Raw genomic sequence first — 24,338 nt, forward strand, 5'->3', positions numbered from 1 at the left:
GGAGCATGTATCTCCTGCTCGCCGCCCACCCCTCCGGGGCGGTCCTGCAGGAACTCACCCAGGCAGGCCACGCCCACCCTGCCAATCCGGAACCCAGGGTGATCGCCGCCGGCGAGCTGGCCGACGTCGTCCTCGGGCTGGAACGAAAGCCGCGGGCAGGGCAATCTCCCCGCTGGATCTGGCACCGCACCCAGGACTGGTACCCGTCCCTCCTGTCCAGCGGGGTGGAGCTCGAGCGCTGTTATGACCTCCGCCTCTGCGGGAACATCCTGGCCCTCTCCCAGTTCACCGCCCACACGGATTACGCCCGGAATGCCGAAAAGGTCACGCTCGATGACCCGCTGCAGCCGCCCAGGGCGCTCCAGCCCCCGTCGCCGCCACCGGAACAGGACGCCCTGTTCGACAATCCCCGCCCGGGCTCTGGCCTGCAGCACACCCTTGACGATCTTCGCGGTGAATACGCTGCCCAGCAGGAAGCCCTGGCCTCCGTGAGCCCGGACGAGAACCGCCGAAACAGGTTGCAGCTCCTGCTCGCCGCGGAATCGGCCGCTGCCATGATCGCAGCTGAGATGCAGCACGCCGGTGTTCCGTGGCGGGAGGACCTGCACGAAATTATCCTCGCCGACTACCTGGGCCCCCGCCCGCCCATGGGCCACCGTCCGGCGAAACTTGAAGCCCTGAACAACGAACTGCGCGGGCTGCTGAACGCGCCAACGCTCAATCCCGATTCCCCGCAGGAACTCATCCGCGCGCTGCACCGGAACGGCATAGAGGTCAACAGCACCCGGCAGTGGGAGCTGAAGGAATCAAACCACCCTGCCATCGCGCCGCTCCTTGCCTACAAGAAGCTTTCACGCCTGCACACCGCCAACGGCTGGGCCTGGCTCGACGCGTGGGTTGCCGGCGGCAGGTTCCGGCCCGAGTACGTGGTGGGCGGAGTGGTCTCGGGCCGCTGGGCGTCGCGCGGCGGGGGCGCGCTGCAGATTCCCCGCCAGATCCGCGGTGCAGTCCATGCCGATCCCGGGCACAAGCTGATTGTGGCGGACGCTTCCCAGCTCGAACCCCGCGTCCTGGTGGCATTGGCCCAGGACTCCATCATGGCCGAGGCCGCCAGGGACCAAGACCTCTACGCGGGAATCGCTGCGAAGGGGTTTGGCGGCGACCGGGCAAAAGCGAAGGTGGCCCTGCTGGGCGCCATGTACGGCGCCACCTCAGGCGAGTCCGGACGCCTTATGCCGCAGCTTGCCAGGACCTATCCGCGGGCGGTGGGGTTCGTGGAGCAGGCGGCCCGCGCCGGGGAGTCCGGCGGGACGGTCACCACCCGGCTGGGCCGCAGCAGCCCGCCGCCCTCCGAAGGATGGTTCCAAAGCCAGCGCCCTGCGTCCGCGGAGGGGCAGCGGCGGGCGGAGTCGATAGCCCGTTCCAGGGGACGTTTCACACGGAACTTTGTGGTCCAGGGCTCCGCGGCGGACTGGGCGGCCTGCTGGCTGGCGGAATTACGACGGCGGCTGCGCACCTTGCGCACGGAAGGCCAGGCGGGGCCGGAGCTGGTTTTCTTCCTCCACGACGAGGTGATGGTCCACGCGTCGGTTCAGCAGGTGGAGGCGGTTGTCGCAGCGATCGAGGCCGCAGCCAGCGCAGCCAAGGAGCTGTTGTTCGGACGCATCCCCGTGGAGTTTCCGGTAAGCGTGGCCGTGGTTGATTCCTACGACCATGCCAAATAACGGGGTCCTCTACGGGGTGCACCGCGACATTTGTCGACAAATGTAACCTACCCGGCAGTAGCTCGCCCGGGCCCCGTGACCCGGGTTACAGTCTTTGGGTGACTGAAACAGATCGGTCCGCAGGTTGATGCAAAGACGCACACCAAGGGGAGGTCCGGGCTATGGCGGGCAGGTTTGAAATACACCGGGTTGGGGACGAGTCGTACAGGCTTCGGCTTACAGACGCAGAGGGCAACATCGTTGCCGTTTCGCCCAACTTCAAGTCGTTGAACACACTTTTGGAAGGCATCAAGGCGATGCGCGAGAACGCGGCTACCGGAATAGTGGTGGATCTGCGGCAACAACAGGTCTGAGCCACCGGCCGCTGGCGCAACCGGGCCGCAGCTGGACAGCTATCAGCTAGACACCTATTGGATGGACCCGGCTGCGGTCCCACGGAACGGCCCAGCCTAGCTGTTCGAACAGTCCGTTCAGGACGATTCCGGTGAAACCCCAGACCACCACGCCGTTGACGGTGAAGGCGGGACTGTCGAAGCTTCGCCCGGCCCGATGGACTGTGGCCATGACCCTGTTGTCGGGGTCCAGCAGGTCCCGGACAGGAATTCGGAACACTTGGGAAGACTCGGCATAATCCACCACCCGGACCGGCGATGGCGCACGCCACCAGCCGAGCACGGGGGTGACCAGGAAGTTGCTGTGGGCCAGGCCCAGTTCCTGCAGGGTGCCAAGGACCTCGACGCCGTCCGCGTCCAGTCCCGTTTCTTCTTCGGCCTCGCGCAGTGCCGCCTGAACCGGCGTTTCCCGGGCGTCAATGGAGCCGCCGGGAAACGCCACTTGACCTGGGTGCGAACCCAACGTGTGGGCGCGCTCCAGGAGCAGGACGTCCAGCTCTGCCGGGGCCAGCGGCTTGTCCGAGGCAGCTGGAACGTCATCGAGCGCGCCGAACAGCATCAGGACGGCAGCCCTGCGCGCCCGTGTGGCATCCACCGTCAGGGCGGCCCACAGGGGGTCCGGGGCGGAGACCGACCCTGACGCGGACCTTTGCGCCAACCCGATCAGGTCTTCGCGGGCGCTCACGGGGTCCTCTTTTGGGATTCCATCCTGATTTCGGCCGCCCGGTGGGTTTCGGCCAGCAGTTGGGCCAGGAGGGCTTCGTTGCCGGGAGCGAGTTCGTATTTCAGCAGTTTTGCCGCTTTCGCTGGATCTGTTTCGCCCATGCCGTAGCTGGGGCACCACGTGGCCACAGGGCACGCGCCGCAGGCCGGTTTGCGGGAGTGGCACACCCGCCGCCCATGGAACACCACCCGGTGCGAGAGCATGGTCCAGTCCCTCTTCTCGAAAAGCTCGGCCACGTCATGTTCAATCTGGACGGGGTCCTCGGATTGCGTCCAGCCGAACCGGCGGGCCAGCCGGCCGAAGTGGGTGTCCACTGTGATCCCGGGGACGCCGAAGGCGTTGCCCAGCACCACATTGGCTGTCTTCCGGCCAACCCCCGGCAGCGTGACCAGGTCCTCCAGCTTTCCGGGAACCACGCCGTTGTACTCATCCACCAGCCGGGTGCACAAGGCGAGAAGGCTTCGCGTCTTGGCCCGGAAGAAACCGGTGGGTTTGATGATCTCTTCAATCGCGGCGGGATCCGCTTCTGCCATGGACCGGGGGTCGGGATAACGCGCGAACAGCAGCGGTGTGATCTGGTTGACGGTGACGTCCGTGGTCTGCGCTGACAGGACGGTGGCCACCAGCAGCTCAAACGGATTGCGGAAATCCAGTTCCGCATGGGCGTAGGGATACTTCTCGGCCAGCGCCCTGTTGATCCGGCGCGCCCGCCTCTTCAGCCCAAGCATGGACTCCGAGGACACTACGGGCATGCCCGCCGCCTGGCCACCGGAGGCAGCTGCACCACCTTTCGGGGCAGCTGCCGTGCCGGCGGCCAGTGCGGCCTTGGCCTGCCGGGGCGAGGCCATGGGCTAGCCGCGCTCGATATTACTGAGGTCCCGCAGCACACCCAGCCGCCCGTCAGTGTGTTGGACCAGGAACTCGTGCCCACGGTCCTCCAAGGCCAACACCCAGCCGCCGGGCTCAATAACGAACGCCGGGGCGCCGGTGCGGGGATCGAAGGCGGTGCGGTGCTGTGCTACGGCAAACCAGAAGGCTTCATGGATGGGCTGCTCGTCCGATTCCTCCGGCCGGCTGGCGGGGTCCACGGTAGCCCCGATGGGAACGTCGGCGCGGACCTGCGGGTGGACCGCGGTAGCGGCGGGCGGCTCCCAGGAGCCCTGCCCGGCGGAGGCAGCGGAGGCGGGAGTGCCGCCGTCGTGATTGTCCGCAGTTCCCTGCCCTGCAGCCGGTGCCGCAGCCGCGGAAGCCCCGGCACGGGCACCGGGGGCAGCGGCGCTGGCGGAAGCGGCGCCAGGGGCGCTGGCGGAAGCGGCGCCAGGGGCGCTGGCGGAAGCGGCGCCAGGGGCGCTGGCGGAAGGGATGTCCGCGTACTGTGTCTCTTCCGCGGCAGGCGTCGAAGCAGGACGGACGACGTCGGAGGCCTGGGTGGCGGGACCGGAGTCACCGGCGGAGCCCGCATCGGAAGCTTCAGGGGCGGTGGAAACAGGTGCGGGACGGGCGGCCGGTGCACCGGCAGCGGCAGCCCCGCTGGTGGGAACTGCCGCAGTGGCAGGTTCCTGGTGTGCGGCACTGTGCTGGACTGCGGAGGACCCGGCACCGGCACCGCTGAACAGGCCAGCCCCGGAGGCGGGCTTGGAAGCAGAGGACTCCGCCTTGGGCTTTTTGGGAGCGCGCGGCTTCCGGACAGGAACGGCCGCTTCCCGTGCCACTACATGGGCCGGGGATTCCGCGCGGCCCTGGAAATCGGGCGAGACGTAAGGGAGGAAGCGTCCAAGGACCGTCGCGGCGAACATGATCAGGGAGCCGATCAGGCCCACCAGCAGGCTCGGAACATAGGCGCCGGCTACTGACAGGAAGAAGAAGGCGACGGCGAAGGACGCCACCACCGAAGCGAACTGGTCAATAGACAGCGACCCGATCCGGATTTTCGTGCCCGGGGCCAGCCGGCGCGCAGCGAAAAGTGCGCTCACCACCAGGGGAAGCACTATGCCCAAACCCAGGAAAAAGAGGTTGTTCAGGTTCCAGAGGTTGTACCTGCCGCCAAAGATAGGCAGCAGGGACGCGATAAACAAAATGAGCGTGCCAGCGAACACGGCCAGGTCGCGGATGGTGAAGGGACCGAGCACCGTCTGATGGGCGTCGGCAGCCGGCTTACCTCCGGACGTGGCCGGCCTGCCTGCCCCGGTGGCCGGCGCGCTGCTGCCGGAACCCGCCACAGTGTCAGGGCCCGTTTTCTGGCCGAAGATCTGCTGGTTCATTCTGTTCTCCTTAGCGTGGCGGCACCGGCGCCCATTGGCTCCGAAACCGTGCCGTCGTACAGCGGTCCCTCCCGTTCCGGACGCATGTGCGGCCGGGATGGGAGGGCCCGAAGTGAAGTCACAATTCCATCTCAGCCTAGTCAACAGCCCCACTGATCACTAGCTGGGCTCGGCGCCGGAGGGCCCTCTGCAGCCGTGCACTCCACCATTCACCGCTTAATAAATGCCGCTCGCGGGCCCATCTGTGACAGGGCACACATGCGGCGGCGGGCAAGCACTAGTCTTGATTTTGGAACAGCTCTTTGCGGAAAATCCGTGACCAGCCGGTGCCCGGCGTCGTGCAGGCGGCGGAGCCCGGCCGGCGGCGGATGCCTCCGCAGCAAAGATCGATGAATGATGAGGTTCACATGTCCCAGGACACTTCAAGCTCCACGGCCACCGCTTCCACCGGCTCCGGGCACAGCGGTCAGCCCGGCCAGCAGGGGGATGCCTTTGAAAACCTGCTGCACGAGACCCGGACGTTTCCGCCCTCTCCCGAGTTCGCCGCTGACGCTGTGGTCAAGGCATCTGAATACGAGGAGGCTGCTGCTGACCGTCCCGCTTTCTGGGCCAAGCAGGCGCGGGAGCTGCTGACCTGGAGCAAGGACTTTGACCAGGCGCTGGACTGGTCCAACCCGCCATTCGCCAAATGGTTCGTGGGCGGGGAAGTCAACGCCGCCTACAACGCGCTGGACCGGCATGTGGAAGCCGGCCGGGGCGACCGCGTGGCCATCTACTTCGAGGGCGAACCGGGCGACACCCGTACCTACACCTACGCCCAGCTGACCGAAGAGGTGAAGAAGGCGGCAAATGCTTTCGAGTCCCTCGGCGTGGTGAAGGGTGACCGGGTGGCGGTGTACCTGCCGATGATTCCCGAGGCGGTCATCACGCTCCTGGCCTGCGCCCGGATCGGGGCAGTGCATTCGGTGGTGTTCGGCGGGTTCTCCGCGGACGCGCTGCGCTCGAGGATCGAGGATGCCGAGGCCAAGCTGGTGGTCACCGCGGACGGGACGTACCGCCGCGGCAAGCCCAGCGCACTCAAGAGCGCGGTGGATGAGGCCCTCGCGAACGATGGCCACAGCGTACAGAACGTCGTGGTGGTCAAGCGCAACGGCCAGGACGTGGACTGGACCGAGGGCCGGGACCACTGGTGGGCGGACACCGTGGAGGCCGCTTCCGCAGAGCACACCGCGGTGGGGCATGATTCCGAGCACCCGCTGTTCATCCTGTACACCTCCGGCACCACCGGCAAGCCCAAGGGCATCCTGCACACCACCGGCGGGTACCTCACCCAGAACGCCTACACGCACAAGGCCGTCTTCGATCTGCACCCGGAGACCGACGTGTACTGGTGCACGGCCGACGTCGGCTGGGTCACCGGCCACTCCTACGTCACCTACGCCCCGCTCCTCAACGGCGCCACCCAGGTGATGTACGAAGGAACCCCCGACTCCCCGCACCAAGGCCGCTGGTGGGAAATCGTGGAGAAGTACAAGGTCTCCATCCTCTACACCGCCCCCACGGCGATCCGGACTTTCATGAAGTGGGGCCGGGAGATCCCGGACAAGTACGACCTGTCCTCCCTCCGCGTGCTCGGTTCCGTGGGCGAACCGATCAACCCCGAGGCCTGGATGTGGTACCGGAACGTCATCGGCGGGGACAAGACCCCCATCGTGGATACCTGGTGGCAGACCGAAACCGGCGCGCAGATGATCGCACCGCTCCCCGGCGTCACGGCCGCCAAGCCCGGCTCCGCCCAGGTCCCCCTGCCGGGCATCGCGGTGGACGTGGTGGACGAGATGGGCGGATCGGTGCCCAACGGCCACGGCGGGTTCCTGGTGATCCGCGAGCCCTGGCCCGCCATGCTCCGCGGCATCTGGGGCGACCCGGAACGGTACAAGGACACCTACTGGTCCCGCTTTGAGAACATGTACTTCGCCGGGGACGGCGCGAAGAAGGACGAGGACGGCGACATCTGGCTCCTGGGCCGGGTGGATGACGTCATGAACGTCTCCGGCCACCGCCTCTCCACCACCGAAATCGAATCCGCCCTGGTCTCCCACCCCGCCGTCGCAGAAGCCGCCGTGGTCGGAGCCACGGACGAAACCACCGGGCAGGCCGTCGTCGCGTTCGTCATCCTCCGCGGTGACGCCATTGATTCCGGCGATGACATCGTGCAGGAACTCCGCAACCACGTGGGCAAGGAAATCGGCCCCATCGCCAAACCAAAGAACATCCTGGTGGTCCCCGAACTGCCCAAAACCCGCTCCGGCAAAATCATGCGCCGCCTGCTCAAGGACGTAGCCGAAGGCCGCGACCCCGGCGACGCCACCACCCTCTCGGACCCGACCATCATGCAGCAGATCGCGCAGTCGCTCAGAAAGTAACAGTGGCTTAGTATCTGCTTCTACGCTGCAGAATGGCCCCGTTACCCCGTCATCACGGGGAAACGGGGCCATTCTGCGTTGTGACGATTCAAAAAAATCGTTGCTCAAAATGTTACTTCCCGTGCTTCCATGTTCTGTTTTGCGAGGTTATAGTCGTAAGCGTGTGAGGTGCCTCACACGCGGCTATTTTTCAAGGGAGAGAACATGGCTTCACAGTTTGATGCATCCGCAACTGCTTTTCCGAGCAGGCGGAGCATCCTCAAGACCGTCGGCGTGGGCGCGGCAGGCCTGGCCGGCATCCCGTTCCTCGCAGCCTGCACCGGCGGAAGTGCACCCTCCGCTACGGGTTCCGACTCCCCCGGCCTGACCTTCGGATCCGGATCCTCCGACGACGTCCCCAAGCGGGCATACCAGGCGGTCACCGATGCCTTCACCGCCAAGACGGGCAAGAAAGTCACCACCAACGTGGTGCCGCACAACGATTTCCAGAACAAGATCAACTCCTACCTGCAGGGTTCCCCGGACGATACATTCACCTGGTTCGCCGGGTACCGCATGCAGTACTACGCAGGCAAGGGCCTTCTCGCACCCATCGATGACGTCTGGGAAACCATCGGCGACAACTACTCCGATGCCTTGAAGAAGGCCTCCACCGGACCCGACGGCAAGATGTACTTCGTCCCCAACTACAACTACCCGTGGGGATTCTTCTACCGGAAGAGCCTTTGGGCCGAGAAGGGCTACGAGGTGCCGGAGACCTTTGACGCACTCAAGGCCCTCGCCACCAAGATGCAGGCTGACGGCATCATTCCCATCGGCTTCGCCGACAAGGACGGCTGGCCAGCCATGGGAACCTTTGACTACATCAATATGCGGCTCAACGGCTACCAGTTCCACGTGGACCTGTGCTCGCACAAGGAATCCTGGGACCAGCAAAAGGTCAGCTCCGTCTTTGACACCTGGTCCGCGCTCCTTCCTTTCCAGGATCCTGCAGCCCTCGGCCAGACCTGGCAGGACGCCGCCAAGGCACTGGAAGCCAAGAAGACCGGTATGTACCTGCTTGGTTCCTTCGTGACGCAGCAGTTCACCGACCCGGCGGTTCTGGCAGACATCGATTTCTTCCCCTTCCCGGAGATTGCCATGGAAGGCCGCGACTCGGTCGAAGCCCCCATCGACGGCCTGCTGCTGTCCAAGAAGGGCGGCGAAAACAAGACGGCGCGCGACTTCATGGCGTTCCTCGGCACGGCCGAAGCCCAGGACGCCTACGCCGCCGTGGATGCGTCCAACATCGCCACCGCCAAGGGGACGGACACATCCAAGTTCAGCCCGCTCAACAAGAAGTGCGCAGACACCATTGCCGACGCCAAGAACATCAGCCAGTTCTTCGACCGCGACGCCCTGCCGGCCATGGCCAACAACGTGATGATCCCGGCCCTGCAGAGCTTCATCAAGGACGGCAAGATGGACGTCAAGAATCTTGAAGCCCAGGCCAAGACGCTCTACGCAGCGCAATAATTCCAGCCGCAGCAGTTCCGGGGCCTGGCTTCCGCCCTGCGCGCCGTTTCACAGGCGACCAGCCAGGAACGGAACGACGACGGCGGCACGCCCGCGCCGTCGTCGTTCCCTTCCAGCGTCAGCACCAACAAAGGGAAGATTTCCATGAGCAGCATCGCACAAGAACTGATCCCGCCCGAGGCGCGGGAACCCGGGGGCGGCCGTATCGCCCGGACAAAAGGCGGACGGGTCCGGCGCCTGTCCGGACGGGACAAGGTGGTCCTGTCACTGATGGTGGGCATCCCCACCCTGATCGAATTAGCCCTGGTCTGGCTGCCGACCCTGATGTCTGTGGGCCTTAGCTTCACCCGCTGGAACGGGCTGGACCTGGGCGATATACGCCCCGCCGGCGCTGACAACTATCAATACATCTCCCAGGACTATCCGCCCTTCTGGCCGGCCGTGCAGCACAACCTGCTGTGGCTCCTGTTCCTTGCCCTGATTGCCACACCGCTGGGCCTGTTGCTCGCCGTCCTCCTGGACCAGAACATCCGCGGCAGCAAGATCTACCAGAGCATCTTCTTCGCGCCGGTGATGTTGTCTCTGGCCCTGATCGGCATCATCTGGCAGCTCTTCTACCAGCGCGACAACGGGCTCCTGAACTTCCTCCTGGGCACTGCAGGAACGCCGCAGGCCGTTGACTGGTTCGGGGACTCCTCCGTGAACATCTGGGCCGCCATGATCGCGGCGACCTGGCGGCATGCCGGTTATGTCATGCTCCTGTACCTGGCCGGGCTGAAGGGCGTGGACCCGAGCCTGAAGGAGGCCGCGGCCATCGACGGGGCCAGCGCAGTGCAGACCTTCTTCCGTGTGGTCTTCCCGGCGATGCGCCCCATCAACATCGTCATCGTGGTCATCACCATCATCGAATCTCTGCGCGCCTTTGACGTGGTGTATGTCATCAACCGCGGCACCAACGGCCTGGAAATGCTCAGCGCCCTGGTCATCCAGAACCTCGTGGGCGAAGGCCAGGTGATCGGCGTTGGCTCGGCCCTGGCAGTGGTGCTGCTGGTCATTTCGCTGGTCCCCATCGTCTTCTACCTCAGCCGCACCTTCGGCAAGGAGAACCAAGCATGAGCACCACAACAGCACACCCGGGCACTATCGACGCCCAGGTACTGCGGTCCGGCAGCAGGCCCAAGCGCCACTTCGGAACACATGTCTTCCTGATGGTCATGGCGGTGATGTGGCTGATACCGCTTGGCTGGTCGCTGTACACAGCGCTCCGTCCCGTGGCCTCCACGAACCAGTACGGTTATTTCAGCTTTGCCGGCGACTTCAACTTCGACAATTTCGCCCAGGCCTGGACCCAGGGCGGGTTTGCCACGTACTTCGTCAACTCCATCATCCTGACTGTTCCGGCCGTGCTGCTCACCCTGTTCCTTGCTTCCCTCATGGCCTTCGCCGTGAGCCGGGTGAACTGGAAGTTCAACATCACGCTGCTCATCATGTTCACTGCCGGCAACCTGCTGCCCCCGCAGGTCCTGGCCGCTCCGCTATTCGAGATGGCCAAGCACTTCGAGGTGCCGTATTCGTTCAGCGACTCAGGAAACATGCTGAACACCTACATTGTGGTGATCGCCGTCAATACCGCCTTCCAGATGGGATTCTGCACCTTTGTGCTCTCCAACTACATGAAGGCACTCTCCGCGGACCTCACCGAGGCCGCCTTGGTGGACGGCGCCGGCATCTGGCGGCAGTACCGGGAAATCATCATGCCGCTGTGCCGGCCGGCGTTCGCCGCCCTCGGCACGCTCCAGGTCATCTTTATCTATAACGACTACTTCTGGCCCCTGATCTTCATCCAGAGCGGCAACCGCCTCCCGATCACCACGGCCATCAACAACCTTCAGGGCGAATTCCTGAGCAACTACAACCTCCTCGCAGCCGGCGCCGTCATCACGGTCATTCCCACCCTGGTGATCTACCTGCTCCTGCAGCGGCAGTTTGTTGCGGGGCTGACTCTTGGTTCCAGCAAGGGGTAGACCATGATGGAACGAGACGGGGACAGCGCTCCCCTGGCCGAAGCACGAAAGGAACCCCATGCTCCCCGCAGCACGCCACCAGGCAATCGTGGATGCCGTCCAGCGCGAACGGGTTGTCCGCGTCTCGGACCTCGCCCAGCAACTGGGTGTATCGCTGATGACTGTCCGCCGGGATATCGAGCTGCTGGAGGACGGCGGGAAGCTGGAGCGGATCCACGGCGGGGCCAAGCTCCCCGGCGATGCGAGCACGCACGAGCCAGGCTTCGAGCTGAAGTCCACGCAGCTGACATCGGAGAAGCGGGCCATTGCAGTTGAAGCGGCCGCGCTGGTGCAGGAAGGAATGGCGGTCGGCTTGAGTGCCGGGACCACCACGTGGGCCCTGGCCAAGGAACTGGTCAACGGCCCCCAGATCACAGTGGTCACCAACTCGGTGCGCATTGCCGACCTGTTCCACCATGCCGCGTCAACCGGCCCGGCCCGCTACAGCTCCACGGTGATCCTGATCGGCGGGCAGCGCACGCCGTCGGACGCCCTGGTGGGCCCAATTGCCACCAGCGCCCTGAAACAGCTGCACCTGGACCTCCTGTTCCTGGGCGTGCACGGCATGGACGCCCAGGCTGGTTTCACCACACCCAACCTGCTTGAAGCGGAAACCAACCGGGCTTTTGTGGCCGCAGCGCGGAAAACGGTGGTGCTGGCGGACCACACAAAGTGGGGGGTGCTGGGCATCAGTTCCATTGCGTCGCTGGAGGACGTGGACGAGGTAATTAGTGATCCCGGGCTGGGTTCGGAGGCACAACGCGTGCTGCAGGAGAAGGTGGGCAGGCTGCGGCTCGCTGCTGCCTAGGAGCCTGGACTGGAAGCTTCTGGACCAGGGGCTTCTGAACCCGGGATTTCCGAACGCGGGCTTCCGGCCTAGGGGCAGCCGCAGGACTGCCGGACCTGGAGCTCGGCCGGGAAGATAAGGTGTTCGGATTCCTGGCCGCGATGGGCGCCGATGAGGGCACTGACGGCGGCCTCAGCCATTGCTTTTGCCGGCTGTTTCACGGTGGTGAGGGGAGGCCAGCTGTATTCCGCCTCGGCCGAACCGTCGAAGGATGCCAGGGCGATGTCATGGGGAATGGACCGTCCAGCTTCGTGGAGTGCGCGAAGAATGCCCACGGCCTGCAGGTCGGAGGTGGCAAAAATGGCTGTCGGATGGCTCGCGGAGGCAAGGAGGCGTTTGCCTGCGGCGTAGCCGCCCTCGCGGGTGAAGGGGGTACGGACAATGGGGCCTTCCGGCAGTCCGGCCTCGGCCAAGGCCTGCAGCCATCCCTCTTCACGCCCGTCATAGTAGTTGCCGGTGTTGGTACCCATGGCGAGGGCGATGGTGGTGTGCCCATGGCCGATCAAGTGTCTAACGGCTGCTTTTGCGCCCGACACCAGGTCCACGCCCACGCTGTTGAATCCGGGCGCATCCGCACTGTGGTTCAGGAGGACAACCGGTATCTCCGCCGCTTCAAGGTCCGCCAGGCCAGGTTCCATCAAAACACTGGAAAGGATCACCCCGTCCACTTGGCGGGCAGCGAGGTTGCGGACGTTCCGGATTTCCTTCGCCAGGTTTCCGTCCGAGTTGGTCAGCACCAGGGCGTACCCCAATTCGGCGGCGGCATCTTCCACGGCGTGGGCCAGCAGGGAGAAGAAGGGGTTGCTGTTGTCCGGGATCACCAACCCGATTGTTTCGCTGGATCCCAGTTTCAGGGCCCGGGCGGCAGCGTTCGGGCGGTACCCGAGCCGGCGGATTGCATCCTGCACTTTTGCTTCGGTGGCGGGTGCCACTTTCTTGGGCCCGCCATTGACCACATAACTCACGACGGCGGTGCTGACGCCGGCGAACCGGGCGACGTCCTTGCGTGTCACCGGGCCGCGCGGGGCCGGCACTGCCGAAGTGGTCATGGAGTACATGCTAGCTACCAGTTGCCCGGCGCATCGCCGAAGTCGCGGATGGGCAGCCGCGCGCCATTTTGCCGGGCTGACTCATGGGCCACGATTCCGGGCAGGGTAAAGCGGGCCGCCACCCAGGCATTGACCGGCGGCAAGGTCCCCGTGTTGACGGCGGTGGCGAAGTCATCCACCAGGAAGTGGTGGCTGCCTTCATGTCCATTGGGCGCGCCGCGGAATTCTTCCGGCAGCCGCTCCGCGTCATGGACGGGCGCAAGCCCCGAGACGAAGGCGTCGCGCAGCTCAGGGGCAACGTTGGCCAGGGACGGGTCGTCCAGGGACATGCTGGGCCGCGTTTCAAGCTGTTCCGAAATGTCGTGGACGTTCACCTTGTCCTGCCAGACGGTGACCTTCGCGAGCTGTTCAAAGCTGGCCTCGGTACCGAAGAACCGGAACCGGGACTCGCGGATGTGTGACGGATAGCCAACCCTGCGCATCTCGTTAGTGCGCATCACGCCGCCGTCGTTCAGTTCGAAGAGCGCGGTCGCGTTCGAAAAGTCGTTGCTGAACATACTGACGTCCTTGTTGAACACGCCGTCATTCCGGTCATCCTTGACCCCCACGCAGCTGACGCTGACGGCGTGCGCCGGGACGGCGCCGAGTACGCCGCCGATGGCGTGGGTGGGGTAGAGCATGGGCGGGTAGCTGGCAGTTTCTTTCCACCGGTCCCCGCCGCTGTACTGGTAAGCGTCGTAAAAGCCCAGGTCCATGTCATGGACGTAGTCGCCCTCCGAGTAGAAGATGCGCCCGAACCGGCCGGCAGCATGTTGCTCGCGGGCGTAGACGGTGGCGGGGTTGTAGTAGCTGGTCTCCCCCATCATGTACACCAGCCCGGTTTCGCGGACGGCGTCGATAATGCGCGCAATTTCTTCTTCGGAGATGGCCATTGGAACGGCGGAGTACACGTGCTTGCCTGCGCGCAGGGCCTGTTCCACCAGCGGGCCGTGGGTCCAGCGCTGCGTGAAGATCGCCACCGCGTCGACATCTGAGGCGAGGAGTTCTTCAAAATCTTCCTTGGAACCGGCCAGCTTGTAGCGCTCCACCGCCTCGGCCGCACGCTCAGGACGCTCGTCCACCACATAAACACCGCTGACACCGGGGTGGAGGTTGAAAAGGTGCGCGAACTGCCCGCCGAATTGCCCTGCACCGAGTACGCCGATCGAAAACGTCATTGTTTACCTTTCCGGTATGGGGACGCCTGAGTAAGTGCGCCCATCAAATAAAGCCAAGTGTTCCACCTTGATCTACTCGAGTCAACGCTCGCCCGGGCACAAAGGGGACGGCATTACTGCCCAGTGGATTGATCCTTGCCACTCCAAATCTACTCGTGTAGATTGCAACCAGTTGTTGCCCCCCGTCACAGTCAGGAAAGGGTCGAAGATGACCACCCTTGCCAAACACCCACGATCCGTTTCGCCTGTCCCGGACAAACCGCGGCCCAGCGGCGGCCTCCGCCGGTTCGGGGATCTCAAGATTGCACTGCTTTTTATCGCCCCGGCCATGATCGGGTTCATTGTGTTCTACGTTGTGCCCACCATCCGCGGCGTGTACCTCAGCTTCACCGAATACAACATCCTTGGAGACCCGGAGTGGGTGGGCATGGAGAACTACACCGCCATCGTCAAGGATCCCCTTTTCTGGAACTCGTTGGCGGTCACGGGACAGTACGTATTCCTGAACATCGTCCTCCAAACCGCGCTGGCCCTGGGCATGGCCCTCCTGATGCACCAGGTGGCCAAATCCACCATCATCAGGGGCACCCTGCTGCTGCCGTACCTGATGTCCAACGTCATCGCCGCGCTGCTGTGGTTCTGGATGCTCGACTACCAGATCGGCGTGGTGAACCAGTTCATCGAATGGAGCGGGCTTCCCCGCGTGGCGTTCTTCGGCAGCGAAGCCTGGGCCATCCCTACCCAGGCCCTGATCAACACCTGGCGGCACATGGGCTACACCGCGCTGCTGATCTTCGCAGGTCTGCAGGCCATCCCGGGTCACGTGTACGAGGTAGCGAAACTGGACGGCGCATCCGCGTTCCAGACCTTCCGCAAAATCACCATTCCACTGCTGCGCCCGGTCCTGGTCCTGGTCCTCGTGGTGACGGTGATCGGCTCCTTCCAGGTTTTCGACACCGTTGCTGTCACCTCAGGGGGCGGCCCGGTCAACGCCACGCGCGTTATTCAGTACTACATCTACCAGCGCGCCTTCACCGAGTCTGACTTCGGCTACGGATCTGCCATCGCCGTCATCCTCTTCCTCATCCTCGCCCTGGTGGCCTTCATCCAGATGAAGTTCCTCAAAGGCAACGAATCGGACCTGGACTAAGGAGTCCCCATGACCACCACTGCCCGCCGCGCGCCCCTGCCGGCCGCAACCCGCCGCCGTCGTACATTCAACCCGCGCCGTGCTGCCGCCTGGACCCTGCTGGCCCTCGCCATTGCCGTCTCCGTCCTGCCCTTCCTCTGGGTACTGCGCACAGCATTGTCCACCAACAACGCGCTGGCCACCAACGCCACCAGCCTGCTGCCCGCAGAGTTCAGCTTCGGCGCCTTCAAACGCGTCTTCGGGCTCCAGTCAGCCGCGGAAGCCGTGGCCGAAGGTGGCTCCGGAGCACAAATCGACTTTTGGCTCTACCTGCGGAACTCCCTCGTTTTCTCCTCCATCACCACCGCAGGCGCAGTCTTCTTCAGCGCGATGGCCGCCTACGCCTTCGCCCGCCTGCGCTGGAAGGGCCGCAACGCCGTCTTCAGCCTCTTCCTGGGCACCATGCTGGTCCCGCCGATCTTCACCGCACTGCCCAATTTCCTCCTCATCAAGAACCTGGACCTGCTCAACACGATGCTCGGCATGGTCCTGCCCTACCTCTTTATGACCCCCTTCGCCATCTTCTTCCTGCGGCAGTTCTTCCTGAACATGTCCCGCGAGGTGGAGGAAGCCGCAATGCTCGACGGCGCCAAGCACGTCCGGATCTTCTTCCAGATCATCCTGCCCAATGCCGCAGCCCCCATCGCCACACTTGCCCTGCTCACCTTCATCGGCCAGTGGAACGAATACTTCTGGCCCCTGCTGGTGGGCTCGCAGGACGATGTCCGCGTGCTTCAGGTTGGCCTGGGCGTCTTCAAGTCGCAGTCTCCGCAGGGCGCACCGGACTGGTCCGGCCTCATGGCCGCGACCCTCATCTCGGCCCTGCCGGTGCTGATCCTCTTCGCCGCCTTCGGCAAGAAAATCGTCAACTCCATCGGCTTCTCCGGCATCAAGTAATCACCCGCATCCCTTATCACCCCACCCCGAACCGAAAGTAGAACCATGAAGAAATCCCTCGGCGCCGTCGCCGTCGCCGCAGCTGTGGCACTGTCCCTCTCCGCATGCAGCGGATCCGCCTCCTCGAGCGAATCCGCCAAGGGTGAGATCAGCTACTGGCTCTGGGACGCCAACCAGCTTCCCGCCTACCAGCAGTGCGCCGACGATTTCACCAGGGCCAACCCGGACATCAAGGTCAAGATCACCCAGCGCGGCTGGGATGACTACTGGAGCACCCTCACCAACGGCTTCGTGGGCGGCACCGCTCCGGACGTGTTCACCAACCACCTGGGCCGCTACGGCGAACTGGCAGAGAACAAGCAATTGCTGGCCATCGACGACGCCGTCACGAAGGACAATCTGGACCTGACCGCCTACCAGGAGGGCCTGGCCGATCTCTGGGTGGGCCAGGACGGCAAGCGCTATGGCCTGCCCAAGGACTGGGACACCATCGGCCTTTTCTACAACAAGGCAATGCTCGCCGGGGCAGGGGTATCCGAGGACCAGATGAAGGACCTCAGCTGGAACCCGGAAGATGGCGGCACCTACGAACAGGTCATCGCCCACCTCACCGTGGACAAGAGCGGCAAACGCGGAGACGAGGCCGGCTTCGACAAGAACAACGTTGAGGTCTACGGCCTGGGGCTGAACGGGGGTGGGGACTCCTCCGGCCAGACCGAGTGGAGCTACCTCACCAACACCACCGGATGGTCCCACACGGACAAGAATCCGTGGGGCACGCACTACAACTACGACGACCCCAAGTTCCAGGAAAGCATGACGTGGTTCGCCGGGTTGGCGGACAAGGGCTACATGCCCAAGCTTGAGACAACGGTGGGCGCCAGCATGGCCGACACCTTTGCCGCCGGCAAGTCGGCAATCAACGCCCACGGTTCCTGGATGACCGGCCAGTACACCGGCTACAAGGGCATCGAGGTGGGCATCGCTCCCACCCCGGTGGGGCCGGAAGGCGAGCGCGCGTCAATGTTCAACGGCCTCGCGGACTCCATCTGGGCCGGTACCAAGAAGAAGGACGCCTCCATCAAGTGGGTCGAGTACCTCGCCTCCGCTGACTGCCAGGACGTTGTAGCCGCCAAGGCGGTTGTGTTCCCGGCGCTCAAGGCATCCTCGGACAAGGCTGCGGCAGCGTTCCAGGCCAAGGGCGTGGATGTCAGCGCGTTCACCGAGCACGTCAAGAACAAGACCACCTTCCTGTACCCCATCACGGACAACACCGCCAAAGTCAAGGGCATCATGGAACCCGCCATGGATGCAGTGGTCTCCGGCAAGGCCCCCGCGACTTCCCTCACCCAGGCCAACGAGCAGGTCAACGCCCTGTTCAAGTAGGCCTCCATCGTGGCTGCGTTTGTGGTCGCAGCCACCTGTGCTGGATGCCGCCGCCTCCTCCTCCTCGCGGCGGCGGCATCCAGCCGCCCCTTCCCTTGCTTTCCTCCCGTGCGTAACTTAGACGCACGCCCTTTGCACCGAAAGAGATCCTATGGACCCCCTCCACCTCCGTTCCGCCGGCACCAGCCTGGTGATCAGCTTCAGCAGCGGGGAGGCCGAGATCATCCACTGGGGCGCTGATCTTGGCGGCAGCCTTCCGGACCTCGCCATCCTCGGCGAACCGGTTCCCCACTCCGCCGTCGACGCCACCGTTGCCGCCGGGCTCCTGCCCCAGGCTTCCTCCAGTTGGCGGGGCCGGCCTGGCCTGCGTGGGCACCGGATTGCCGACGGCCTCTCCGGACTCGACTTCTCCCCGCGGCTCCGTACGGTGGCAGCGCGCGCCGACGGCACCACCGCCATGATCACCCAGGCGGACGCCGAGGCGGGCCTCAGCGTGGAGTCGACCCTGACGCTGCACGACGGGGGCCTGCTGGAGCTGCGGCACACCCTCACCAATGAAGGGACCACGCCTTACCAGCTGGACGAACTGGCCACCGTCCTCCCGGTGGCCCCGGACGCCGTCGAACTCCTCGACCTGACCGGCCGCTGGTGCCGGGAGAACCACCCGCAGCGGCGCGCCATCCAGCAGGGCACCTGGGTCCGCACCGGCCGCCACGGCCGCACCGGACACGACTCTTCCCTGCTGCTGGCCGCCGGCACCCACGGATTCGGCAACCGCCACGGCAAGGTCTGGGCCACGCACCTGGCCTGGAGCGGGAACCACGAACAGTTCACCGATACCTTGGGCGACGGCCGCACCATGATCGGCGGCTCCGAACTCCTGGGACCGGCCGAGGTGATCCTCGGGCCCCAGGGCACATACACCACCCCCGCCTTGTTCGCCGCGTACTCGGACAGTGGCCTGGACGGCATCAGCGAAGCCTTCTACAGCTGGTTCCGGTCCCGCCCGCACCACGTCCTGCCGGCCACCGGCGGAGGCAAGCCACGCCCGGTGGTGTTGAACACCTGGGAAGCTGTCTACTTCGACCACAACCTGTCCACACTGATTGAACTTGCTGACTCAGCGGCAGAGCTGGGCGTGGAACGTTTCGTGCTCGATGACGGCTGGTTCCGCGGACGCCGCGACGACCACGCCGGCCTCGGCGACTGGTACGTGGACGAGACCCTCTGGCCTGAGGGGCTGGCCCCGCTGATTGACGCCGTCACCTCACGCGGCATGGAATTCGGCCTGTGGGTGGAGCCGGAAATGGTCAACCTCAACTCCGACGTTGCCCGGGCACACCCGGAGTGGATCGTAGGCCCGGCCGCGCTGTCCCACAAGGAGGGCGGGCGGCTGCCGCTGGAATGGCGGAACCAGCACGTCATTGACCTGGTCAACCCCGACGCCTGGCAATACATCTTCGACCGCATCGACGCCCTGCTCCGGGAAAACAACATCAGCTACCTGAAGTGGGACCAAAACCGTGACCTGCTGGAACATGGACATGCCGGCCGGCCTTCCGTGCACCAACAGACCCTGGCCGCCTACCGGTTGTTCGACGAGCTCAAGAAGGCGCACCCCGGCGTCGAAATTGAAAGCTGTTCCTCGGGCGGCGCCCGTGTGGACCTCGGAATCCTGGACCGCACCGACCGGATCTGGGCGTCCGACTGCAACGACGCCCTGGAGCGCCAGAACATCCAGCGCTGGACCGGCCTGGTGGTCCCGCCGGAGCTGGTGGGCGGGCACATCGGGCCCACCACCTCGCACACCACGGCCCGCACCCATGACTTGTCCTTCCGCGCCATCACGGCGCTCTTTGGGCACTTTGGCATGGAGTGGGATGTCCGGCAGGTCACGGGGGCCCAGCGGGAGGAACTCACGCGTTTCATCGGCCTGTACAAGGAGCACCGGGACCTCATCCACAGCGGCCGCATGATCCGAGCGGACGTTCCGGACCAGTCCCTGATGCTGCATGGTGCCGTAGCTCCCGGGATGCCGGAAACCGGGACGACGGCGGCCCTGTTCGCCTTGGTCAGCACGCGCACGGCGTTTGCCGAACAGCCCGGCAAGGTGGCCATCCCAGGCCTGGAGCAGGACCGTGACTACCGGGTGGAAGCGATCTTCCCGGCCCCGGGTGATGCCGACTACAGCCACACGTTCACCCAGGTCCGGCCCCCGGCCTGGCTGGCGGACGGTGCCGTGGCCAACGGCCGCTTCCTTGCCGAGGTGGGACTGCCCATGCCCATCCTCAACCCTGAGCACGCGCTGCTGCTGCGCTTCACCGCACTCGGTGGTTAAGCCTGTCGAAACCGGGCGGCCGCTCAATCACTGGGGCATTTGGCTGTAAGAAATGCGTCCCGGGCCCGCGCAGCACTAGATTTGCATCCATGACTGAAGCCACCACCGAAGCCAGCCGCGGGACCATCCTGGTCATCAACGGACCCAACCTGAACCTGCTGGGCACCCGGGAACCGGAAAAATACGGAACGTCAACCCTGGCTGACGTGGAGGACCTGGCCGCCCGCACCGCAAAGGAACACGGCTTCGCGGCCGAATGCCTGCAGTCAAACCATGAGGGCGTGCTCCTGGACGCCATCCACGCCGCAAGGGAATCCGCCGTCGGAATTGTCCTGAACGCCGGCGCCTTCACGCATACGTCGGTGGCTCTTCGCGATGCACTCGCGGCAGTCCAACTGCCCGCGGTGGAAGTGCACATCACCAATGTGCACCAGCGCGAGGAGTTCCGGCACCACTCGTTCCTGTCGCCGGTGTGTTCCGCCGTGATTGTGGGCGCAGGAGTGTTCGGCTACAAGCTGGCCATCGACTACCTCGCCGAAGTCCTCTAGGGGCCTACTTCTGGATGCACTGTCCCGAGGAAACGGGTGCGCTCAGTGAGGCTGCCTGCGAGGCTACCGGGTTCAGGTCGTCCATAGTGATGGCGAAGCCCATCTCGGCGTCGGACGTCGCTTTTGCGAAGACCACCCCGGCCACTTGGCCGTCCATGGTCAGCAGCGGGCCGCCGGAGTTGCCGGGCTGGACATTTCCGGCCAGCCGGTAGATCTCTTCAGGTGACGGGTTGCTGCCGTAAATGTCGGGTACCAGCACCGTGGTGATGTCCTGGATGGTGGCCGGCCGGGACTGGAAGGGGCCGCCGTAAGGGTAGCCGGCGAACGCCGCCGGGCTGCCGCTGGGCAAGTCGCTGCTCAGCGGCAAGGGCTGGACAGGGAGGTCCTCTACGGCAAGGACGGCGAGATCGTGCTTGGTGTCGAAGTAGACAACGCGCCCGGGCATCGCTCCGCCGTCGGCCAGCTCCACCACCGGCTCCGACACGCCCGCCACCACATGGGCGTTGGTGACTATCCGGTCCTCGGAAACGACAAAGCCGGTGCCGGTCTGGTTCTGGCCGCACTGATAGGCCGTTCCGGCGATCTTCAGGACGGACTCTGCCGCGCGGTTCAGGGCAGGTGTATCGGTGCTGGCGTCCGGTACCGGCACTGCCTGGCCCTGGTCCAGCCCTTCAATCAGGGTGGGGATGCCGTTGCCGATCACCTCCGACCGCAACTGCGCCATGGTGGCCTTCACGGGATCCGGCGTCATGCCGTCGATAAAACGGATCACCTTGGATTCGGCGAGCTGCCGGGAAACAAACGGCACACCCAAGGATCCAATGCTGAAGGCCAGCATGGACATGACCAGGGCGGAAACCACCAGGTTCACCGCGCCGCCCACCAGGCGGTCAACGGCCCGCAGCGGCCTGATCCGGACCACACCGCGGATTTGCCGGCCGATCATGGTTCCGAGTCCGTGGCCAAGAACCACCAAGGCGACGGCGGCGGCAACGATCGCGGTAAGCCGCCATCCGGAGTCTGCCACGAAGCCGCTTACCAAAGGGACTGCGAAAAAGGCGGCTATGGCTCCGGCAGCAAAGCCGGCAATGCCGCCGATGGTGACGAGGAACCCGTTGCGCAGACCGTAGGCCAGGTAGGACAGCAGCGCCAGGATCAGGACGAGGTCCAGGACAGTCAAGCCGACCACTAAGGCTCCTTATAAGCAGTTGTAGGCTCATTCTAGTGGCGCACGCTGACAATCTTCTGAGCGCTCCCGCCGCCCGCGCTGCCCGCCGTTCGGGCGTTTTCGCTGCCAAGTTCGTCACAGAACCTTGAAAATTCTGAAACAATGGCACAAGCGCCACAGCCGAAACTTTTATTCAGGAGATTTTATGGACATCGAGGTACTGCGCCGAGCACCCCTTTTCGCCACGCTCGACGACGACGCATTCCGTCTGCTGACGGACGAGCTCACCGAGGTGGACCTTTCCCGCGGTGCTTCGGTTTTCCGTGAAGGAGACCAGGGCGATCAGCTCTACTTCATCGTTTCGGGCAAGGTGAAGCTGGGACGCACGTCCCCGGACGGCCGGGAGTCGCTCCTTGCCATCCTCGGCCCGGGTGAGCTCTTCGGCGAGATGGCCCTGTTCGATCCCAGCCCGCGTACTGCCACCGCCACCGCGGTATCGGAAACCCGGCTGGCCGGGCTGAAGAACGAAAGCCTCAACAACCTGCTCCGCACCCGCCCGGAGGTTTCCGCGCAGCTCCTGCAGGCCCTCGCCCGCAGGCTGCGCCGCACCAACGATTCCCTGTCGGACCTGGTGTTCTCCGACGTGCCAGGCCGCGTTGCCAAGGCGCTCCTGGACCTGGCAGACCGCTTCGGCCGCCCCGCCACCGACGGTGTGCTGGTTGCCCACGAGCTCACCCAGGAAGAGCTGGCCCAGCTGGTGGGCGCTTCGCGCGAAACCGTCAACAAGGCCCTGGCCGAGTTCGTCCAGCGCGGCTGGCTCCGCCTCGAAGCCCGCGCCGTGGTCATCCTGGACATGCAGCGCCTCCGCCAGCGCTCCCGCTAGGCTTAACAGCACAAAGGCCGCCCCAAGGGGCGGCCTTTGTTACGTCCGCAGCGTCACGAACTGATATCCGGTCAGCGCTCCCGCTGGGGATCGCCGGCCACGGTCTTGGCGGCCTCGACCTCAAGCAGCAGCTTTCCGTCTTCCTCCACGAGTTGCGGCTGGTACACGTGCGCCTTGCGTTTGTAGCTAAGGTACGCGATGCAGCCGTTGGCCATCGCCATCTTTTCGAGCATGATCTCCGAGCCCGGCACCAGGAGTTCGCCGAGGGTGCGGCCCACCGTGTTCTCCTGGCCCACTTCGTCACCCAGCGCGGTGGTATCGCGTCCGGCGATGACTTCCGCGGCGTTCACCCACCGCCCCCACACGCCCTTGCCCTCCAGCAGGGTGGGCTGCTGGTTCAGCGGAACGGTGGCGGCGAAATAGCGGGTATCGAACCTGCGGTGGGCAAAGTCCGGGCTGCGCCAGTTGACCAGGGACTTCAGCAGGTCGGTGCGCAGGGAGAGTCCCCGTTTGCCGAGGACCTCGGGGAAGCTCTTTTCCTGGTCGGCCACGGCGAGGCGGGCACGCATCCATTCAGAAGTGGACGTGGCTTCAACCGTGCCGGCCATGTCTGCGCCGGCCAGGAGCACGCCGGTCTCCTCGAAGAGTTCGCGGATGGCGCCCACCACGTGGCGGCGCGCCAGCCCGACGTCGTCCGTTCCCATCTGCTCGGCCCAATGCTGCGGTGAGGGGCCCAGCCAGCCCACGGGGTCGTCGTCGGCCGCATCCAGCGAGCCGCCGGGGAACGCCAGGACCCCCAGCGGCGAGGAACCGGGCCTGTAGGCCAGCCAGGTTTCCAGGCCGGTGGGGGAATCACGCAGCAGTACAACGGATGATGCGAGGCGGGCGGCCCGGGGGCTCCTCTCGCCGTGTTCGAGCCAGCTCTGCGCCGCTCCTTCAAGGTCCTGAGGGAGTGCAAACAGGCGTCGGGCGAGGTGAGGCAAGGGAAGCGACCGGTCCTAGCTGAATTCGGCGATCAGTTCGACCTCTACCGGAGAGTCGAGCGGCAGTACGGAAACGCCGACGGCGGAACGGGCATGCTGGCCTGCGTCACCAAGGACGCGGCCCAGCAGTTCCGAGGCGCCGTTGATCACCCCGGGCTGTCCGGTGAAGGACGGGTCCGATGAGACGAATCCCACAACCTTGACGATGCGGGTGATGCGGTCGAGGTCTCCGATGACACTCTTGACGGCGGCCAGGGCGTTAACGGCGCAGACCGCGGCGTACTGCTGGGCGTCTTCAGGGGAAACAGTGGGCTCGTCGGCAAAACCTTCAGTGCCGGCGGAAACTTTGCCCCTTGCCGGGAGTTTGCCGTTAATGAAGGGCAGCTGTCCGGAGGTGTAGACGTGGTTGCCGGAGATCACGGCGGGGACGTATGCGGCCACCGGCGCGGCAACCTCGGGAAGGCTCAACCCGAGGTCCGCCAGGCGCTGCTCAACAGCGGAAACAGGTGCGGCGGCGGCGCCGGACTGGGCTTCTGCGGAGGTGCTCATGCTACTGCTTCTCCCTCTTCAAGTAGGCAACCAAACCGTTTCCGTCGGGTCCGGGGACTACCTGGACGAGCTCCCAGCCGTCATCTCCCCACTGGTCCAGGATCTGTTTTGTGGCGTGGATAATGAGCGGAATCGTGGCGTACTCCCATTTGGTCATGAGAGAAAGACTAGTCCTTGCC

General features: G+C 65.0%; 22 protein-coding genes. 13 read left to right on the plus strand and 9 right to left on the minus strand.

Translation table 11 applies throughout. The annotated features are described in order from the left end of the window. Nucleotides 1-5 precede the first annotated feature (5 nt). Complete coding sequence (locus AC5RVY_RS03445; RefSeq protein WP_493953290.1) at nt 6-1,724, plus strand: bifunctional 3'-5' exonuclease/DNA polymerase; 1,719 nt, start codon at nt 6-8, stop codon at nt 1,722-1,724. A 161-nt stretch (nt 1,725-1,885) separates the two neighbouring features. Further along, entirely contained in the window at nt 1,886-2,077 is a 192-nt protein-coding gene (locus AC5RVY_RS03450) for a YegP family protein (protein WP_493953291.1), read from the plus strand. 46 nt (nt 2,078-2,123) lie between these two features. On the opposite strand, the gene AC5RVY_RS03455 is transcribed toward AC5RVY_RS03450, so the two are convergent. The 3 genes from AC5RVY_RS03455 to AC5RVY_RS03465 form a co-directional block, all read right to left on the minus strand. Then, nucleotides 2,124-2,801, minus strand: coding sequence for an NUDIX hydrolase (locus AC5RVY_RS03455; protein ID WP_493953292.1), 678 nt, complete (start codon nt 2,799-2,801; stop codon nt 2,124-2,126). Next, nucleotides 2,798-3,592: an endonuclease III gene (nth, locus tag AC5RVY_RS03460; protein WP_493953691.1), complete on the minus strand. Its 795-nt coding sequence runs from the start codon at nt 3,590-3,592 to the stop codon at nt 2,798-2,800. The genes AC5RVY_RS03455 and nth overlap by 4 nt, the downstream gene beginning before the upstream one ends. 99 nt (nt 3,593-3,691) lie before the next feature. After that, on the minus strand, nt 3,692-5,101 hold the full coding sequence (locus AC5RVY_RS03465; protein ID WP_493953293.1) for an energy-coupling factor transporter transmembrane component T family protein: 1,410 nt from the start codon (nt 5,099-5,101) through the stop codon (nt 3,692-3,694). A gap of 407 nt (nt 5,102-5,508) precedes the next feature. Here AC5RVY_RS03465 and acs point away from each other — a divergent pair, with 407 nt between their 5' ends. From acs to AC5RVY_RS03490, 5 genes are all read left to right on the plus strand, one after another. Then, nucleotides 5,509-7,527: an acetate--CoA ligase gene (acs, locus tag AC5RVY_RS03470; protein WP_493953294.1), complete on the plus strand. Its 2,019-nt coding sequence runs from the start codon at nt 5,509-5,511 to the stop codon at nt 7,525-7,527. A 204-nt stretch (nt 7,528-7,731) separates the two neighbouring features. Beyond that, nucleotides 7,732-9,042: an ABC transporter substrate-binding protein gene (locus tag AC5RVY_RS03475; RefSeq protein ID WP_493953295.1), complete on the plus strand. Its 1,311-nt coding sequence runs from the start codon at nt 7,732-7,734 to the stop codon at nt 9,040-9,042. A gap of 144 nt (nt 9,043-9,186) precedes the next feature. Further along, the gene (locus AC5RVY_RS03480) at nt 9,187-10,158 is read left to right on the plus strand and encodes a carbohydrate ABC transporter permease (protein WP_493953296.1); all 972 of its coding nucleotides are present in this window, start codon (nt 9,187-9,189) and stop codon (nt 10,156-10,158) included. Beyond that, complete coding sequence (locus AC5RVY_RS03485; RefSeq protein WP_493953297.1) at nt 10,155-11,066, plus strand: carbohydrate ABC transporter permease; 912 nt, start codon at nt 10,155-10,157, stop codon at nt 11,064-11,066. Before AC5RVY_RS03480 ends, AC5RVY_RS03485 begins: the two co-directional genes overlap by 4 nt. 58 nt (nt 11,067-11,124) lie before the next feature. Beyond that, nucleotides 11,125-11,913 carry a DeoR/GlpR family DNA-binding transcription regulator gene (locus AC5RVY_RS03490; RefSeq protein ID WP_493953298.1) on the plus strand — a complete coding sequence of 263 codons (789 nt, stop codon included), beginning with the start codon at nt 11,125-11,127 and terminating at the stop codon, nt 11,911-11,913. Nucleotides 11,914-11,981: 68 nt separating this feature from the next. Here the strand turns inward: AC5RVY_RS03490 and AC5RVY_RS03495 are convergent, their stop codons facing one another. Together AC5RVY_RS03495 and AC5RVY_RS03500 are read right to left on the minus strand one after the other, a co-directional pair. Continuing rightward, the gene (locus AC5RVY_RS03495; protein WP_493953299.1) at nt 11,982-13,010 is read right to left on the minus strand and encodes a LacI family DNA-binding transcriptional regulator; all 1,029 of its coding nucleotides are present in this window, start codon (nt 13,008-13,010) and stop codon (nt 11,982-11,984) included. 5 nt (nt 13,011-13,015) lie between these two features. Beyond that, nucleotides 13,016-14,218, minus strand: coding sequence for a Gfo/Idh/MocA family protein (locus AC5RVY_RS03500; protein WP_493953300.1), 1,203 nt, complete (start codon nt 14,216-14,218; stop codon nt 13,016-13,018). Nucleotides 14,219-14,426: 208 nt separating this feature from the next. On the opposite strand from AC5RVY_RS03500, the gene AC5RVY_RS03505 reads away from it, so the two are divergent. From AC5RVY_RS03505 to aroQ, 5 genes are all read left to right on the plus strand, one after another. Next, nucleotides 14,427-15,368 carry a carbohydrate ABC transporter permease gene (locus tag AC5RVY_RS03505; protein ID WP_493953301.1) on the plus strand — a complete coding sequence of 314 codons (942 nt, stop codon included), beginning with the start codon at nt 14,427-14,429 and terminating at the stop codon, nt 15,366-15,368. A 9-nt stretch (nt 15,369-15,377) separates the two neighbouring features. After that, nucleotides 15,378-16,304, plus strand: coding sequence for a carbohydrate ABC transporter permease (locus tag AC5RVY_RS03510; RefSeq protein ID WP_493953302.1), 927 nt, complete (start codon nt 15,378-15,380; stop codon nt 16,302-16,304). Nucleotides 16,305-16,349: 45 nt separating this feature from the next. Then, the gene (locus AC5RVY_RS03515; protein ID WP_493953303.1) at nt 16,350-17,690 is read left to right on the plus strand and encodes an ABC transporter substrate-binding protein; all 1,341 of its coding nucleotides are present in this window, start codon (nt 16,350-16,352) and stop codon (nt 17,688-17,690) included. A gap of 151 nt (nt 17,691-17,841) precedes the next feature. Then, nucleotides 17,842-20,028, plus strand: a complete 2,187-nt coding sequence (locus tag AC5RVY_RS03520; RefSeq protein ID WP_493953304.1) for an alpha-galactosidase — start codon at nt 17,842-17,844, stop codon at nt 20,026-20,028. An 89-nt stretch (nt 20,029-20,117) separates the two neighbouring features. After that, nucleotides 20,118-20,576: a type II 3-dehydroquinate dehydratase gene (aroQ, locus tag AC5RVY_RS03525; protein WP_493953305.1), complete on the plus strand. Its 459-nt coding sequence runs from the start codon at nt 20,118-20,120 to the stop codon at nt 20,574-20,576. Nucleotides 20,577-20,580: 4 nt separating this feature from the next. Here aroQ and AC5RVY_RS03530 read toward each other — a convergent pair whose 3' ends face one another. Further along, nucleotides 20,581-21,765 (minus strand): MarP family serine protease, encoded by a 1,185-nt coding sequence (locus tag AC5RVY_RS03530; protein ID WP_493953306.1) that lies wholly within the window; start codon nt 21,763-21,765, stop codon nt 20,581-20,583. Between the two features lie 184 nt (nt 21,766-21,949). Between AC5RVY_RS03530 and AC5RVY_RS03535 the strand changes: the two genes are divergently transcribed. Next, nucleotides 21,950-22,627, plus strand: coding sequence for a Crp/Fnr family transcriptional regulator (locus AC5RVY_RS03535; RefSeq protein ID WP_009359192.1), 678 nt, complete (start codon nt 21,950-21,952; stop codon nt 22,625-22,627). 71 nt (nt 22,628-22,698) lie between these two features. Here the strand turns inward: AC5RVY_RS03535 and AC5RVY_RS03540 are convergent, their stop codons facing one another. Genes AC5RVY_RS03540 through sp36 form a run of 3 tightly spaced genes read right to left on the minus strand, consistent with a single transcriptional unit; the run spans nt 22,699 to nt 24,316 of the window. Next, nucleotides 22,699-23,610 carry an NUDIX hydrolase gene (locus AC5RVY_RS03540; RefSeq protein ID WP_493953307.1) on the minus strand — a complete coding sequence of 304 codons (912 nt, stop codon included), beginning with the start codon at nt 23,608-23,610 and terminating at the stop codon, nt 22,699-22,701. Between the two features lie 15 nt (nt 23,611-23,625). Next, nucleotides 23,626-24,159, minus strand: coding sequence for a RidA family protein (locus AC5RVY_RS03545; RefSeq protein WP_493953308.1), 534 nt, complete (start codon nt 24,157-24,159; stop codon nt 23,626-23,628). Nucleotide 24,160: 1 nt separating this feature from the next. Next, on the minus strand, nt 24,161-24,316 hold the full coding sequence (gene sp36 / locus AC5RVY_RS03550) for a Sp36 family protein (protein ID WP_003797879.1): 156 nt from the start codon (nt 24,314-24,316) through the stop codon (nt 24,161-24,163). Nucleotides 24,317-24,338 lie beyond the last annotated feature (22 nt).

This window comes from Arthrobacter sp. Ha26, from assembly GCF_059091705.1.

Bases quoted from the DNA above. Each gene is read 5' to 3' on its own strand.
- sp36 (WP_003797879.1), bottom strand. From the start codon at position 24,316: ATGACCAAATGGGAGTACGCCACGATTCCGCTCATTATCCACGCCACA.
- AC5RVY_RS03545 (WP_493953308.1), bottom strand. From the start codon at position 24,159: ATGAGCACCTCCGCAGAAGCCCAGTCCGGCGCCGCCGCCGCACCTGTT.
- AC5RVY_RS03515 (WP_493953303.1), top strand. From the start codon at position 16,350: ATGAAGAAATCCCTCGGCGCCGTCGCCGTCGCCGCAGCTGTGGCACTG.
- AC5RVY_RS03480 (WP_493953296.1), top strand. From the start codon at position 9,187: ATGAGCAGCATCGCACAAGAACTGATCCCGCCCGAGGCGCGGGAACCC.
- AC5RVY_RS03485 (WP_493953297.1), top strand. From the start codon at position 10,155: ATGAGCACCACAACAGCACACCCGGGCACTATCGACGCCCAGGTACTG.
- AC5RVY_RS03520 (WP_493953304.1), top strand. From the start codon at position 17,842: ATGGACCCCCTCCACCTCCGTTCCGCCGGCACCAGCCTGGTGATCAGC.
- acs (WP_493953294.1), top strand. From the start codon at position 5,509: ATGTCCCAGGACACTTCAAGCTCCACGGCCACCGCTTCCACCGGCTCC.
- AC5RVY_RS03475 (WP_493953295.1), top strand. From the start codon at position 7,732: ATGGCTTCACAGTTTGATGCATCCGCAACTGCTTTTCCGAGCAGGCGG.
- AC5RVY_RS03535 (WP_009359192.1), top strand. From the start codon at position 21,950: ATGGACATCGAGGTACTGCGCCGAGCACCCCTTTTCGCCACGCTCGAC.
- AC5RVY_RS03450 (WP_493953291.1), top strand. From the start codon at position 1,886: ATGGCGGGCAGGTTTGAAATACACCGGGTTGGGGACGAGTCGTACAGG.
- AC5RVY_RS03490 (WP_493953298.1), top strand. From the start codon at position 11,125: ATGCTCCCCGCAGCACGCCACCAGGCAATCGTGGATGCCGTCCAGCGC.
- AC5RVY_RS03500 (WP_493953300.1), bottom strand. From the start codon at position 14,218: ATGACGTTTTCGATCGGCGTACTCGGTGCAGGGCAATTCGGCGGGCAG.
- aroQ (WP_493953305.1), top strand. From the start codon at position 20,118: ATGACTGAAGCCACCACCGAAGCCAGCCGCGGGACCATCCTGGTCATC.
- nth (WP_493953691.1), bottom strand. From the start codon at position 3,592: ATGCCCGTAGTGTCCTCGGAGTCCATGCTTGGGCTGAAGAGGCGGGCG.
- AC5RVY_RS03465 (WP_493953293.1), bottom strand. From the start codon at position 5,101: ATGAACCAGCAGATCTTCGGCCAGAAAACGGGCCCTGACACTGTGGCG.
- AC5RVY_RS03510 (WP_493953302.1), top strand. From the start codon at position 15,378: ATGACCACCACTGCCCGCCGCGCGCCCCTGCCGGCCGCAACCCGCCGC.
- AC5RVY_RS03495 (WP_493953299.1), bottom strand. From the start codon at position 13,010: ATGTACTCCATGACCACTTCGGCAGTGCCGGCCCCGCGCGGCCCGGTG.
- AC5RVY_RS03445 (WP_493953290.1), top strand. From the start codon at position 6: ATGTATCTCCTGCTCGCCGCCCACCCCTCCGGGGCGGTCCTGCAGGAA.
- AC5RVY_RS03505 (WP_493953301.1), top strand. From the start codon at position 14,427: ATGACCACCCTTGCCAAACACCCACGATCCGTTTCGCCTGTCCCGGAC.